This is a genomic window from Paenibacillus sp. FSL H3-0286 (assembly GCF_045040705.1).
GTDB lineage: Bacteria > Bacillota > Bacilli > Paenibacillales > Paenibacillaceae > Paenibacillus_AQ > Paenibacillus_AQ odorifer.
On record NZ_CP150285.1, the window covers coordinates 2,175,242 to 2,189,286 of the forward strand.

The window sequence follows — 14,045 nt, forward strand, 5'->3', positions numbered from 1 at the left end:
GCTATGACAGCTACCAAAGGCTTGGAAGGTATCGTTGCAACAACTTCATCCATTAGCTCTATTGTGGATGGGGTACTCACTTACCGTGGTTATGATATTGATGATCTCGCAGAAAATGCTACCTTCGAAGAAACCGCTTATTTATTGTGGTTTGGCAGTCTACCAACAACACCAGAGCTGGAAGCGCTCAAACGGGATTTCAGTGCTTTCGCACGGATTCCTGAGCCAGTCATCGAGCAAATGAAGCTCTATCCAAAAGACACCAACACCATGGCAGCATTGCGGACTGCTGTATCAAGCCTTGCTCTCTATGATGAAGCGGCTGACGATATGAGCAGAGAAGCTAACGAGATTAAAGCAGTAAAACTACAGGCACAGCTCCCGACGGTTGTGGCGGCCCTATCGCGTATTCGCAAAGGTCTGGAACCTGTGGCTCCTAAAGAAGGCGTCTCGATTGCCGAGAACTTCCTGTATATGTTATGGGGAAAAGAGCCTGACAGTGTATCTGTTAAAGCGCTTGATACCGCACTTGTGCTTCATGCGGACCATGAGCTGAATGCTTCAACTTTTGCAGGCAGAGTTACGGTTGCAACCTTGTCCGATATTTATTCCGGCGTGACCTCCGCTATCGGCGCACTAAAGGGTCCACTTCACGGTGGGGCGAATGAAGCCGTTATGAAGATGCTTGAAGAGATCGGAAGTTTGGAAGCGGTTGAACCTTATATTCGTAAGAAGCTGGATAACCGCGAGAAGATCATGGGCTTCGGCCATAGAGTATACAAAAATGGTGATCCACGTGCTAAACACCTGATGAAAATGTCACTTGAACTTGGCACAATGAAAAATGATACTACGCTGTATGATATGTCCGTAAATATCGAGGAATTGATTACCGGACAAAAGGGACTTAAACCGAATGTTGATTTCTATTCGGCATCAGTTTATACACAGCTGGGTATTGAACGTGAGCTGTTCACTCCTATCTTTGCAATTAGCCGGACTTCAGGCTGGACTGCACATATTCTGGAGCAATATACAGATAACCGTATTATCCGGCCACGTGCAGAATACACAGGTATGATTGAACAGAAATACGTTCCAGTAGACGAAAGATAGAAGGGCAGCCTTGCGGGCTGCTCCTAAAGTTTAGTAGAATGAACCCTAGAATATATGCAATAATGCATATTCATACGTAGAGAGTTTTGTTCGAGGCTTGTCCATGAGAAATTAAATCCCACAAAACTTTAGGAGGAATACACTCAAATGTTGAAACTAGAAAAATTCGATCTGCCAACAGAAGGCGAACAAATCACAATTAAAGATGGTAAACTGCAGGTTCCTAATCATCCAATCATTCCTTTTATCGAGGGTGACGGCACAGGCCGTGATATTTGGAAGGCTTCCAAACGCGTACTTGATGCAGCAGTAACTAAAGCTTATGGCGGCACAAAGCAAATCGCTTGGTATGAAGTTTTTGCTGGCGAAAAAGCCTTCAATACATATGGCGAATGGCTGCCAAATGATACTTTGGAGGCAATCCGTGAATATTTTGTAGCTATTAAAGGTCCACTTACGACTCCAATCGGAGGCGGTATTCGTTCATTGAACGTAGCTTTGCGTCAAGAGTTGGATTTGTACGTATGTCTGCGTCCAGTTCGTTATTTCGAAGGGGTTCCTTCTCCTGTTAAACGTCCTGAGCTGGTGGATATGGTTATTTTCCGTGAGAATACGGAGGATATTTATGCAGGGATTGAATATCAAGAAGGTTCTGCTGAAGTGAAGAAAGTCATCGAATTCCTGCAAAAAGAGATGGGAGTTAACAAAATCCGTTTCCCTGAAACTTCTGGTATTGGTATCAAACCAGTATCCTCCGAAGGTTCGAAACGTTTAGTGCGTGCTGCTATTGAATATGCGATCAAACACGGACGCAAGAGCGTAACGCTTGTGCACAAAGGAAACATCATGAAGTTCACTGAAGGTGCCTTCAAAAACTGGGGTTATGAAGTTGCTGAGCAAGAGTTCGGAGATAAGGTCTTCACTTGGAATCAATACGATGTGATTAAAGAACGTGAAGGTGAAGCTGCTGCCAATGCTGCTCAGAAGGATGCTGAAGCTGCGGGCAAAATTATCATCAAGGATGCCATTGCGGATATCGCATTGCAACAAGTTCTGACTCGTCCGACTGATTTTGATGTTATTGCTACCTTGAACCTGAATGGGGATTACCTGTCTGACGCGCTTGCTGCGCAAATCGGCGGTATCGGTATCGCTCCTGGAGCGAACATTAACTATATTTCTGGACATGCGATTTTTGAAGCCACTCATGGCACCGCACCTAAATATGCAGACAAAGATGTTGTGAACCCTGGTTCCGTGATTCTGTCCGGCGTAATGTTGCTGGAGCATCTGGGTTGGCAGGAAGCAGCAGATCTGATTTATAAAGGTATGGAAACAGCTATTAATAACAAAACCGTGACTTATGACTTTGCCCGCCTGATGGAAGGCGCAACTGAACTGAAATGCTCTGCATTTGCCGACGAGATTATTAATCACCTCTAAGATAGGCTGGCTCAACCAACTGAATATATTGAAGTTTAGCTAATACAAGCTATACCGACACCGTTCTAGGAGGAGAATCCTTGGCAATCAAACGTTATAAAATTACAGTTGTAGGTGCCGGTTTTACTGGGGCTACTACAGCTCTTATGCTTGCTCAAAAGGAGCTTGGTGACGTTGTGCTGCTTGATATCCCACAAATGGAGAACACAACCAAGGGGAAGGCACTAGATATGCTGGAAGCAGGTCCTGTACAGAAATTTGACAGTCAAATTACAGGAACCTCAAGCTATGAAGATGCTGCGGATTCAGATATTGTAATCATCACTGCAGGGATTGCCCGTAAACCTGGAATGAGTCGCGATGATCTCGTGAACACCAATGCAGGTATTGTGAAGTCGGTATGCGAGAACATAAAACGTGTAGCACCAGATTCCATTGTAATCATTCTGAGCAATCCAGTTGACGCTATGACCTATGCGGCATTTAATGCGCTGGGTTTTCCGAAGAGTCGCGTAATTGGACAATCCGGAGTGCTGGATACAGCCCGTTATAACACGTTTATTGCACAAGAGCTGAAGGTATCTGTTGAAGATGTACGTGGTTTCGTATTAGGCGGACACGGCGATGATATGGTACCGCTCGTAAGGTATTCCAGTGTCGGTGGCATTCCAATTGATACATTGATATCTGCGGAGCGTATTGATGAGATTGTGCAACGTACACGTGTAGGTGGCGGAGAGATTGTTAACCTCTTAGGAAATGGTAGTGCTTATTATGCACCAGCGGCTTCTTTAGTTCAGATGGCGGAAGCTATCTTGAAGGACAAAAAACGGATCATTCCGGTTATCGCTTTGCTCGAAGGAGAATATGGCTACGATAACCTGTTCATGGGTGTTCCGGCGTTACTTGGTGCCAATGGTATTGAGAAAATTTTTGAACTCGAGCTTACAGCTGAGGAAAAAGCGGCTTTAGATAAGTCTGCTGAATCCGTGCGTAGCGTAACAGCTGTGCTAACTGTATAGATTGTGACAGAGGTATGAAGAAACCCCCATTTTGTTCACTTAAAATGGGGGTTTCCTTTTCTTCTCAAGCAATAATGGGTATAATTAAATGTAACTATTATCACAGTTAAATCGGAGGAGATATGTTATGGATTGGAACGTGTTGTTTTTCTTACATATGATCGGAACCTTGGCACTTGGCTTCTACCTTGTGCTACCCTTCATCCTAGGACGTGCAGAGAAACTGTCGTCTGGGGCTAAAGAAGGAACGTTAAGTGCAGTAACCGGATTTAATCGTTTTGCGCAGTATGGATTGGTGATCCAACTCCTTACAGGCGGTTATATGATGACCAAAGGTGATTATTCAGTAGCGTGGATGATTATTGTTGTTGTGTTATTGCTAGCGATGTTTGCACTTGGCGGTATTATGAGCAAGCCTTTGCGTCTTGCAGCAGCTGGAATTCGTGAGAACCGCGACGTTAGCGCAGAGACTGGAAAATTGCGCACACTTAGTGCACTGCTTACGGTGTCATTGCTACTAATGGTATTCTTCATGGTGTTTAACGATATAGTTTAATCTATAGCGAATTATACCCGCCTCCGTAATGGAGAGCGGGTTTTTCGTATGTTCCGGTAATTTATCTTCATAAAACGTTAATCCCTGATAGGATCCGTATAAGACTTCGGCCGGTAATTTAACGGAGAAACACCCGTCCATCGTTTGAATTGTCGGCTGAAGTGGCTCTGGGAAGCAAACCCGAGTTGTTCAGAAATCATCTGTATTTTTAAATCGGTATGAAGCAGCAAATGTTTTGACTTCTTTAATCTTAGATTAGTTATGTACTGCCTAGGAGATATCTTATATACCTTTGTAAACAACTTATGGCACTGCACCCGACTTAAGCAAAGCTGCTCAGCAATCAAATTAACCGTGAGCTCCGGCAAATGAATATTGGCTGCAATATATTTTTCGATCTGATGAGCAGTTTCCACCTCGTACAAAGAGTTTGCTTGTCGCGCTGCGTTGGAATTCTCCGAATTCGAGAGCTGTACATCAATGAGTTCAGTCAAAATCATCAGGATGATCGCTTGCAAACGAAGCCTTTCTTTTACAAGGATCATTTCTTCAATTTCCTCGGGAAATCCAGTGGAGGCCGTCGTGGCGAGAATATTGTTCTTAATAAATTCATCCAAATGTTCCAGTTGGTGATTTAATCCCGAATGCTGCATTTGCTGGTTATTCCATTTCTGTACAGCTTGAGACTGAAACCAATCACGAAACTTTAAATCGTCAATATCGAAATGAAAGGAGAGGTAGATATAGTTGCTTAGGCCAGAATTAACTACATAATGACGTAAGCCAGGCGGAATAATTAACCAATCTCCTTTACCAAAGGCAATGGAGCTTCCTTCTACATATTGATGGGAGTTGCCGTCGTAGCAATACAATAGTTCGAAGATTTTGTGATGATGATCAGGGTATGTCCACCCAGGTTCTGCTACACGATAATGAACACCGATCAGCTGCAGTGTACTTATAATGTTCGGAAAGCTGACTTTGTAAGCGATAGGAGTTCTCCTCCTTAGGATCAATAGGGATGTTCTTAATTATATCAAGGATACCTATACATATGACCATTTTGCAGTGTGAGCCGTTGATCATTCCATGGTTTTCGTTACAAAAGGTCAAAAAAAAGAATGAAATCATCATTTGAATCACTTTAGAGAACAGGGATAATGGAGGGACCTAGGTAAGTATTTCGAGAAACGGAAGGAAGTGTAATGAAGTGGGAAAGCTGTGTAGGAATATACTAATCTTATCTTCTTTACTTATGGCTTCATTGACTCTTACTCACGGTAAAACAGAGGCATCCCTATTAAAAGATGGGGCAGAGAGGCAACCTCCAACCCAAATTGCAAGCGTATACAAGTTCAATTTTACAAACCAAGTTAAAACAGGATATCAATCCGTTAGGTATGATCCTAATCGCGGTGCACAATTGTATGACTCATCTTTAGGTTATGGTTTTGTACAAGAGACCAACGCTTTACCCGCCAGAGAAGTGCACACCGACTCAATTACATCCGATGGAACAGGTTTTTTCATCACAGAACCTATTTTTTTTGCTGAACCTAAATCTGAGAAAGATAATTATAACAACTACGGAATGGCGTTTCGAATGGATGCTCCCCCTGGAACCTACAACGTATATGTAAAAACGACTTCTGACGCAGAGGATGGGATCGTGTCAGTATCCGGAATGCAGACCAGCCGCTTGTTGAAAAGTGGACATTGGGACGCTGCAAAGCTTGTACCCGTCAAGCATACGGCTGTAGCCAAAGGGAAAGAGTGGACTTATACGTATGTAAACGGCCGTGACCATATAGATATTGAGATCGAACCGAACAAAGTGAACACAGCTGTGGGGATTGAGGAGATCATACTGGAACCGATTTTGCCACAGCATAGAGCAGTTGGTGCTCTTCCGAATTTATTTATACTTGGAGATTCCACGGTCAAGTCCTACACCTTCGACGAAGCACCAATGAGTGGTTGGGGCCAGATTATTGGCAGTATGTTTAATCAACATAAATTGAGTGTAACTAACTATTCCATGGGAGGACGCTCGTTTAAAAATGCCTATACAGAAGGTCGACTGAACGACATTTTACTGAATGGCAGCATTGGGGATTATGTGTTTATTCAATTCGGACACAATGATGAGAGCGCAGATGAGTTCAGACGTTACGGCAGAGGTTCGACAGAAGCAATGTATGAAAATTATCTTAAAGAAGTTTATCTCCCTGCGATTCAAGCCCGGGGCATGATACCAGTACTGGTAACCCCAATGTCCAGAATTAAAGGGAATGCAAGTCCGGGATATATCTATGAAAATTCTTTTAAATCAAGAAAGTTTGTAGATATTCTTAAACGGGTCGCAGATGAATCTGGAGTTACACTTATTGACCTTAACTCGGAAAGTCTGAAATATTATAACGAGATCGGTGTAGAAGCAATAACATCCCTCTTCATGTCAATTGAAGCCGGAGAAACGCCAGGCAAAACAAATGACGGAAGTTACGCTAACGGGCATCCTTCAAAGAAAGTCGATGGGACTCATTTTAAAGAAGCGCTCTCCAAACAATTTTCACGGATGATTGTCACGGAGCTTGTAAAGAAAGGTGCTACTGGCGATTCTACTGCTGCCTCCATTACTCCTTACCTTAAAGGGAACGTTAAGCATGCGGCACTAACAGGGAACTGGGGTAAGATTTTTCCGGAAATAACGAATGATACGACGACTGGGGAAGCTGCATATTACCGTAATCAAATTGAAAAATTAATCCAGCTGGGAGTAATGGACAAAGACCGTCAAGGGAATTTTAATCCGGATACGGAGATGACAGTTGCTGAATTCACACGCAGTATTTCTAAGTTAATGAAAGTGGAAAGATCAGATCTTGCCTATTATCCGAAAGGTAAGCTGTCACGTGAAACGATGGGTGCTATTCTCTATGACGTTTACCAAATAAAGTTTGCTAATAAACCTAAGTACATGACTGATTATAACGGCACAGCAGTAGTGCCAGGAGCTCCTGGCTATGATTCGAATCTGGAGCCAGGAGCTAGGGGTGCGATGTACTATCCTCTTGTATCCTGGACGCAGCTTGTTGATACAGCGGACATTTCTCCTTATTTAATTTCAAAAGTGAAAAGTGCATATGAATTAGGACTCATTAGATCTGAAGTGGGGATTGCCAGAGGCGAAATGGTCAATGGGACAGAACTAGAACCTAAAGCTATAGTGACCCGGGAGAAAGCGGCCAAAGCTCTGTACTTTATGTGGGTGCTGGAACATGAAGTGAATGCAGAAAATCATGTTTCTTCTCTAAAATAGTTAGGGTGAACAATTCAAGGCACAGCAGCGATGCTGTGTCTATTTGTATGCAGTGAATTCCTCTCCACTTACAGCAGTATATCTCTCACGGTTGTTTATATCTACTTTCATTGTGGTAAGTAAGATTCGTAAAGCGATTTAAGAAAATGACAAACCCAGCGTATAAACGTGCATAGTTGTGCCATCCTAAGACGATCAGTTAACTATCAATTTGCTTAACGAGAGGAGATAGGGAAGATGTCAGGCAACAATAAACAAGCTACAAAAACCTTACCCCCACAGGAGCAGCATCATCAGCCAGGGATTGAGAGTGAAATGACACCGCTGCCCAAATACGAGCCGGCAAATTATAAAGCAGCAGGTAAACTGCAAGACAAGGCGGCGTTAATTACCGGTGGAGACAGCGGAATTGGGCGTGCAGTTGCTGTGCTTTTTGCTAAAGAAGGCGCTGATGTGGTCATTTCATATCTTAATGAACACTCAGATGCAGAGGAAACTAAACGTCAGGTCGAGCAGGAAGGCCGCAAATGTATCCTAATTCCAGGTGATATCGGTGACGAGAAATTCTGTAAGGATCTTATTAAACAGACGGTGGAGGGCTTAGGAAAGCTTGATATTCTCATCAATAACGCGGCAGAGCAACATCCGCAAGCTAAGATCGAGGATATTACTTCCGAGCAGCTTGAGCGTACTTTCCGTACGAATATATTTGCGATGTTCTATTTAACAAAAGCAGCTATGCCTCATTTAAAAGCAGGATCTACAATTATAAATACAACTTCAATTACCGCTTATCGCGGAAGCCCGCAGCTGCTGGACTATTCATCAACTAAAGGAGCTATTCTTAGCTTCACACGATCCTTGTCCACGAATCTGGCAGAGAAGGGCATACGGGTAAACGGTGTTGCACCAGGTCCAATCTGGACACCGCTGATTCCCTCTACCTTTGATGCAAAACAGGTTAGCGAGTTTGGAGGTACACAGCCTATGAAACGGCCTGGACAACCAGAAGAGCTGGCACCAGCCTATGTATATCTGGCCTCTGACGATTCCAGTTATGTGACTGGACAGGTTATTCATGTAAATGGTGGCGAGGTAGTAAACGGTTAGATCAGTACAGCTAATGTGAATAAATGGGTGTATTTCAATAAAAAAATATGTTACTATAAACCACGTTAGCATTTTAAAATTGTATATTTATGTCACTAGGGGTGCCGATTGGCTGAGACGGAATGGATTTCCGGACCCTTTGAACCTGATCTGGTTAAGACCAGCGTAGGGAAGTGGAGAACGAATTTCTGTTGTCGGGCTATTTGTAGTGCCGTCTATATACAGATTCTGACTGCCTTCCTTACGGGGGGCAGTTTTTTTGTTTTTTACTGACCTACAGGGAAGTGAGAGAGGAGATCGTGATGTTGCAAGCTGAGATCCATCTAATATCAGACGGCAAGCTACAACTGAGACATTTTGTTGAACTAGCTGGCACGGTGCAGACATGGGTCGATTATATTCACCTGAGAGATAAGCAATGTCCTGCATGCGAACTGCTCGCTGCGGCACAGCAGCTGTTGGCTGCCGGTATGCCCGCTACCAAACTGATAATCAACGACCGGATAGATGTAGCATTGGCAGCTGGTGCCGCGGGGGTTCAGTTGGCTTGGCACAGTCTGAGTCCGGTTACAGCCCGGCGAATTGCACCTCAGCTTCGGCTGGGGAGATCGGTTCATTCTCCGGAAGAAGCGGCGAATGCCTCAGAGCAGGGAGCTGATTATTGCTTGTTTGGTCATGTATTTCCCTCGGATAGCAAGTTAGGGCTGCCCGCACGTGGGTTAGAGCTGCTTGCAGAAACGGTGAAGACCAGCTCTATTCCTGTAATTGCGATTGGCGGAATTAGCCCCGCTAATGCGGCGCAGATCATCAGGAAAGGTGCGGCAGGAGTTGCTGTGATGTCCGGTATTTGCGGAGCGGATGATCCTTATGAGGCCGCCAAAGCTATTCATAAGGCGGTTCATTCATAGCCTGGAGGTAACAGCATGGGCGAAGGGGGTGATTCAGAATGAAGCTGTTGATTAACGGGAAATCCGCAGAGTGTTCTGGTGGTATTCAAACTATAGCTGATTTGATCAGTCTTCCTGAGTGGTCGGGTCGTCTGATGATCATTGAGCTGAATGGAGAAATTGTCAGTAAGGAGAATTATGAAAGTACTGCTCTGAGCGAGGATGATCGTTTGGAACTGGTGCACTTTGTTGGTGGGGGTTGAGATGGAGCGGTATAGAATTTTGAGAAATTTATACGAACCAAAGGGAGGTAATTTCATGCATGACCCGTTACATATTGGCGGCATCGAATTAACCAGTAGATTATTTATCGGAACCGGAAAATATAGCCGGAATACGTTGATCCCCGAAGTGATCGCAAGCTCTGGTTCTCAGGTGATTACTGTAGCGCTTCGCCGAGTGGACCCGCAAGGTGGAGCAGAAAATATCATGAACCACATTCCCGGCCACATGACTCTTCTGCCTAATACCTCAGGAGCGCGTACAGCGGAAGAGGCAGTCCGTATTGCAAGATTAGCAAGAGCTGCGGGACTGGGGAACTGGGTCAAGATCGAAGTGATCAATGATCAGAAATACCTGCTTCCAGATAATCTGGAGACCATACGAGCTACAGAGATTTTAGCAGCGGAGGGTTTTGTAGTATTGCCATATATGAGTCCGGACCTTTCGGCTGCTTTACGTCTGAGAGATGCCGGTGCTGCTGCTGTGATGCCGCTTGGTGCGCCGATCGGGACGAATCGCGGCCTGCGCACTAAGGAGCTTGTGCGTATTCTTATTGAAGAAGTGAATTTGCCGATTATTGTAGACGCCGGGATTGGCAAGCCCTCGGAAGCGGCGGAAGCAATGGAGATGGGGGCCGCTGCTGTTCTGCTTAATACGGCTATTGCAACGGCACGTAATCCGCTCGTCATGGCGGAAGCGTTCCGCGAGGCGATATCCGCTGGCCGCAAAGCTTATTTGGCAGGACTCGGTCCTGTAGAAGAAGTTGCTTTTGCTTCGTCACCGTTGACTGGATTTTTGAACTGAATTTGATAGGTCACGAAAGGAGGGAAGATTAGCATGAGCTTTTTTGACACACTGGCCCGCTTGGAGCAGTATCCTTATGAGCAACTGTGGAAGGAGTTCCGGGAGGATGACGTTAAGCGGGCGCTTGGAAAAGACAAGCTGAACGAAAATGATTTGCTGGCATTGCTCTCTCCGGCAGCAACGCCGCTGCTAGAGGAGATGGCGTTGGCTGCACAGCGACTGACCCGTGCACATTTTGGTTATTCGATGCAGCTGTTCACACCGATGTATCTTGCGGATTTTTGTGTGAATCATTGTACCTACTGCAGCTTCAGCTCCATTTATGATTTTCCGCGCAAAAAGCTGTCCTTGGAGGAGGTTCGCAGGGAGGCTGAGAAGATTGCAGCTACAGGTCTGCGGCATATCCTCATTTTGACTGGTGAATCGCGCCGGGAGAATCCTGTCTCATATATTAAGGATTGCGTAGATGTACTCAGGGAATTTTTTTCCTCTGTCAGTATTGAGATAAATCCTCTATCAACTGCAGAATATAAAGAGCTTCTTCAAGCAGGGGTGGATGGATTAACACTATACCAAGAGGTGTACCACCAGGAGACTTACAGAAAGCTGCATGTTAAAGGGCCTAAAAGAAACTACCGGAATCGCCTGGATGCACCTGAACGCGGCTGTCAGGCAGGTTTTCGTTCTGTGAATATTGGTACGTTGCTCGGGATGTATGATTGGCGGCAAGAAGCATTCCAAAGTGCCATGCATGCCCGCTATTTGCAGGATCGGTATCCAGATTGCGAGATCAGTCTGTCACCTCCGCGGTTTCGGCCTTATTTAGGGGAATTTAACCCGGAGTGTGATGTTACCGACCGATCGCTAGTGCAGATTATTTTGGCATACCGGTTATTTTTACCCCGTTCGGGCATTACTTTATCTACACGAGAGCCTGCCTCTCTACGCGATCATTTAATTCATCTAGGAATAACTAAGATGTCAGCCGGGGTCACTACTGAGGTGGGCGGTCACACTAATGCAGGGGGAACTCCGCAATTCGAAATATCCGATGGCCGTAGTGTGCAGGAGATTACGGAAATGCTATATACGAAGGGTTTGCAGCCCATTTTTAAAGACTGGGATATCCTGACCGAATCAACAACGTAACGCTTGTATTATCAATTATTAATCACTAATGGACCCCTGCGAGATTCATGCGGAGGTCCATTTTTTTTGTATAGAGGGTGTTTAGTTTCCGGCAGAGAGCTCATCGAGAGACATTTCGAAACTCGGTGCCATATGAGTCAGAAAATAATCCACTTCCTGCAGGTCAAGCCCACGAAGTTTTGCTGCTGTCTGCTCCTTCGCGGCGGCAAATTCTCGGTTTCCTGCAGCAACTTCCCATACGCATTTCAAATAAGCATCCAGCCGATCAGCGGCTTTCACATAGCTGTGCAGCAGAATGTCCTCCGAATCGGGAGGGCTGTCTTCCGGTCGTATAAGCTGAGTGTAGATGCTTTTCAGCTCTGATGGAATCATTCCAGTTAAGCGATCAGCCGCAACTTTCTCCATTTCGCGGAAGCTGGTGAGCAAGCTAGGATTGTTGTATTTTACCGGCGTGGCGATGTCACCTGTGAACACTTCGCTGGCATCATGGAACAGAGCTATGGTTGCTGCTCGTTCCGCGTTTAGTGAACGTCCAAAATGAACATTACCGATGGAACAGAGCATATGTGTGAGCAATGCAACATGAAAAGAATGCTCAGCGACGTTCTCCGGTGCGGTGCTGCGCATCAAGCTCCAGCGCTGAATATACTGAAGACGATATAGATAGGCAGAAAAATGGTAGCTCAATTTTAAAGTAACCCCTTTCATGCGGTGCTAGGTATGATATTATTATACTAATTGTATCAAACTTTAGATAACCTGGAACTGCCGAGAGGAGCTTGAATGAAGATGCAGCATTTTGAAGACAGTATTTATAACCTTATCGTAGAAACTTCCACGAATTTGCCGGGAGATGTACGCCGGGCAGTTGCAAAAGGTCGCGCGCTGGAAGACAGGGCTACCCGGTCCGGTCTTGCTTTAACCACGATTGCGCAAAATATCGGAATGGCTGAGCAGCAAGTGTCTCCGATCTGTCAGGATACGGGAATGCCTACATTTATCATTCACACCCCTGTGGGAATCAATCAGATTGAGATGAAAAAAGATATTCATAATGCCATTGTACGAGCGACCAAGAATGGTAAACTTCGTCCCAATTCTGTAGATTCATTAACAGGTGAGAATAGCGGAGATAACTTGGGTGCAGGCACACCAGTCATTCATTTCGAACAATGGGAAGAGGATAAAATAGACGTTAGACTTATTCTGAAGGGTGGAGGCTGCGAGAATAAAAATATTCAATACAGTCTCCCGGCAGAATTAGAAGGACTCGGCAAAGCGGGTCGGGATCTTGACGGAATCCGTAAATGTATTTTACACGCGGTATATCAGGCGCAGGGACAAGGATGTAGTGCCGGTTTTATTGGCGTGGGTATCGGCGGTGACCGTACGACTGGCTACGAGCTGGCTAAGAAGCAGCTGTTCCGCAAAGTGGAGGATGTTAATCCAATAGAAGACCTTAGTAAGCTGGAAGACTATATTATGGAGAATGCTAACAAGCTTGGAATTGGCACGATGGGCTTTGGTGGTGAAGTATCGCTGCTGGGCTGTAAGGTTGGCGTAATGAATCGTCTGCCAGCTAGCTTTTTCGTATCCGTTGCTTATAACTGTTGGGCCTTCCGCCGCCAAGGGGTGCTGGTTGATCCATCCACAGGCAATATAGAGGATTGGTTGTATGAGAGTGGTACAGGGATATCTGTAGATGATGAAGGGGCACATGAATCTGAAGCAGTAGTTGCTGAGGGAGCTAACAGCCCGGCCTCTGAGTCGCGGGAAGTACGTCTTACAACGCCGATAAGTGAAGAGGATATCCGTAGTCTGCGTGTTGGAGACGTGGTTATTTTATCCGGTGAAATGCATACAGGCCGTGATGCTTTGCACAAATATTTAATGGATCATGAGTCTCCGGTAGATCTGGAAGGGGCTGTGATTTATCATTGTGGTCCTGTGATGATGAAAGATGAGGAAGGCTGGCATGTAAAAGCTGCGGGCCCAACTACGAGCATTCGTGAAGAGCCTTATCAAGGCGATATCATCAAAAAATTTGGAATCCGTGCAGTCATCGGAAAAGGTGGTATGGGTCCAAAAACGTTAAAAGCGTTGCAGGAGCACGGCGGGGTATACCTCAATGCGATTGGTGGAGCCGCCCAGTATTATGCTGAGTGTATTAAGAAGGTCAACGCTGTTGATTTTATGGAATTTGGTATTCCTGAGGCGATGTGGCATCTCGATGTGGAGGGTTTTGCAGCGATTGTGACGATGGATGCTCACGGCAACAGTCTGCATGCGGATGTGGAAAAAGATTCTGCAGCTAAATTGACTCAATTCAAGGAGCCAGTGTTTAAATAAATGGG

The 14,045-nt window shown here is 45.2% G+C and carries 13 protein-coding genes and 1 riboswitch; of the genes, 11 read left to right on the forward strand and 2 right to left on the reverse strand.

Translation table 11 applies throughout. The features are described 5' to 3' along the window. Positions 1-3 precede the first annotated feature (3 nt). From citZ to MHB37_RS09295, 4 genes are all read left to right on the forward strand, one after another. Positions 4-1,116 carry a citrate synthase gene (gene citZ / locus MHB37_RS09280; protein ID WP_036678915.1) on the forward strand — a complete coding sequence of 371 codons (1,113 nt, stop codon included), beginning with the start codon at positions 4-6 and terminating at the stop codon, positions 1,114-1,116. Between the two features lie 147 nt (positions 1,117-1,263). After that, positions 1,264-2,559 (forward strand): NADP-dependent isocitrate dehydrogenase, encoded by a 1,296-nt coding sequence (gene icd, locus MHB37_RS09285; RefSeq protein WP_036678918.1) that lies wholly within the window; start codon positions 1,264-1,266, stop codon positions 2,557-2,559. Positions 2,560-2,639: 80 nt separating this feature from the next. Beyond that, the gene (gene mdh / locus MHB37_RS09290) at positions 2,640-3,581 is read left to right on the forward strand and encodes a malate dehydrogenase (protein ID WP_076100099.1); all 942 of its coding nucleotides are present in this window, start codon (positions 2,640-2,642) and stop codon (positions 3,579-3,581) included. A gap of 127 nt (positions 3,582-3,708) precedes the next feature. Next, positions 3,709-4,137, forward strand: coding sequence for a hypothetical protein (locus tag MHB37_RS09295; protein ID WP_036678923.1), 429 nt, complete (start codon positions 3,709-3,711; stop codon positions 4,135-4,137). 77 nt (positions 4,138-4,214) lie between these two features. Here MHB37_RS09295 and MHB37_RS09300 read toward each other — a convergent pair whose 3' ends face one another. Next, on the reverse strand, positions 4,215-5,153 hold the full coding sequence (locus MHB37_RS09300) for an AraC family transcriptional regulator (RefSeq protein WP_076281017.1): 939 nt from the start codon (positions 5,151-5,153) through the stop codon (positions 4,215-4,217). Positions 5,154-5,347: 194 nt separating this feature from the next. Between MHB37_RS09300 and MHB37_RS09305 the strand changes: the two genes are divergently transcribed. The 6 genes from MHB37_RS09305 (at position 5,348) to thiH (ending at position 11,691) form a co-directional block, all read left to right on the forward strand. Then, entirely contained in the window at positions 5,348-7,459 is a 2,112-nt protein-coding gene (locus tag MHB37_RS09305; protein ID WP_405169162.1) for a GDSL-type esterase/lipase family protein, read from the forward strand. A gap of 237 nt (positions 7,460-7,696) precedes the next feature. Further along, a complete protein-coding gene (locus MHB37_RS09310) occupies positions 7,697-8,569 on the forward strand; it encodes an SDR family oxidoreductase (RefSeq protein WP_038569678.1) in 873 nt (290 codons plus the stop codon). 87 nt (positions 8,570-8,656) lie between these two features. After that, a riboswitch (TPP riboswitch) is annotated at positions 8,657-8,758 on the forward strand. 113 nt (positions 8,759-8,871) lie between these two features. Beyond that, positions 8,872-9,477: a thiamine phosphate synthase gene (locus tag MHB37_RS09315; RefSeq protein ID WP_405169163.1), complete on the forward strand. Its 606-nt coding sequence runs from the start codon at positions 8,872-8,874 to the stop codon at positions 9,475-9,477. A 38-nt stretch (positions 9,478-9,515) separates the two neighbouring features. Beyond that, positions 9,516-9,719, forward strand: a complete 204-nt coding sequence (gene thiS / locus MHB37_RS09320; RefSeq protein ID WP_038569682.1) for a sulfur carrier protein ThiS — start codon at positions 9,516-9,518, stop codon at positions 9,717-9,719. A gap of 55 nt (positions 9,720-9,774) precedes the next feature. Beyond that, entirely contained in the window at positions 9,775-10,542 is a 768-nt protein-coding gene (locus MHB37_RS09325; RefSeq protein ID WP_038569684.1) for a thiazole synthase, read from the forward strand. Between the two features lie 33 nt (positions 10,543-10,575). Continuing rightward, the gene (gene thiH, locus MHB37_RS09330; protein WP_076304385.1) at positions 10,576-11,691 is read left to right on the forward strand and encodes a 2-iminoacetate synthase ThiH; all 1,116 of its coding nucleotides are present in this window, start codon (positions 10,576-10,578) and stop codon (positions 11,689-11,691) included. An 81-nt stretch (positions 11,692-11,772) separates the two neighbouring features. Here the strand turns inward: thiH and yfbR are convergent, their stop codons facing one another. Then, the gene (yfbR, locus tag MHB37_RS09335) at positions 11,773-12,378 is read right to left on the reverse strand and encodes a 5'-deoxynucleotidase (RefSeq protein ID WP_081390510.1); all 606 of its coding nucleotides are present in this window, start codon (positions 12,376-12,378) and stop codon (positions 11,773-11,775) included. Between the two features lie 102 nt (positions 12,379-12,480). On the opposite strand from yfbR, the gene MHB37_RS09340 reads away from it, so the two are divergent. Next, positions 12,481-14,040, forward strand: coding sequence for a fumarate hydratase (locus MHB37_RS09340; RefSeq protein WP_076191426.1), 1,560 nt, complete (start codon positions 12,481-12,483; stop codon positions 14,038-14,040). The last annotated feature ends 5 nt before the right edge of the window (positions 14,041-14,045 follow it).

Bases quoted from the DNA above. Each gene is read 5' to 3' on its own strand.
- icd (WP_036678918.1), top strand. From the start codon at position 1,264: ATGTTGAAACTAGAAAAATTCGATCTGCCAACAGAAGGCGAACAAATC.
- MHB37_RS09325 (WP_038569684.1), top strand. From the start codon at position 9,775: ATGCATGACCCGTTACATATTGGCGGCATCGAATTAACCAGTAGATTA.
- thiS (WP_038569682.1), top strand. From the start codon at position 9,516: ATGAAGCTGTTGATTAACGGGAAATCCGCAGAGTGTTCTGGTGGTATT.
- MHB37_RS09310 (WP_038569678.1), top strand. From the start codon at position 7,697: ATGTCAGGCAACAATAAACAAGCTACAAAAACCTTACCCCCACAGGAG.
- MHB37_RS09295 (WP_036678923.1), top strand. From the start codon at position 3,709: ATGGATTGGAACGTGTTGTTTTTCTTACATATGATCGGAACCTTGGCA.
- MHB37_RS09340 (WP_076191426.1), top strand. From the start codon at position 12,481: ATGCAGCATTTTGAAGACAGTATTTATAACCTTATCGTAGAAACTTCC.
- MHB37_RS09315 (WP_405169163.1), top strand. From the start codon at position 8,872: ATGTTGCAAGCTGAGATCCATCTAATATCAGACGGCAAGCTACAACTG.
- thiH (WP_076304385.1), top strand. From the start codon at position 10,576: ATGAGCTTTTTTGACACACTGGCCCGCTTGGAGCAGTATCCTTATGAG.
- citZ (WP_036678915.1), top strand. From the start codon at position 4: ATGACAGCTACCAAAGGCTTGGAAGGTATCGTTGCAACAACTTCATCC.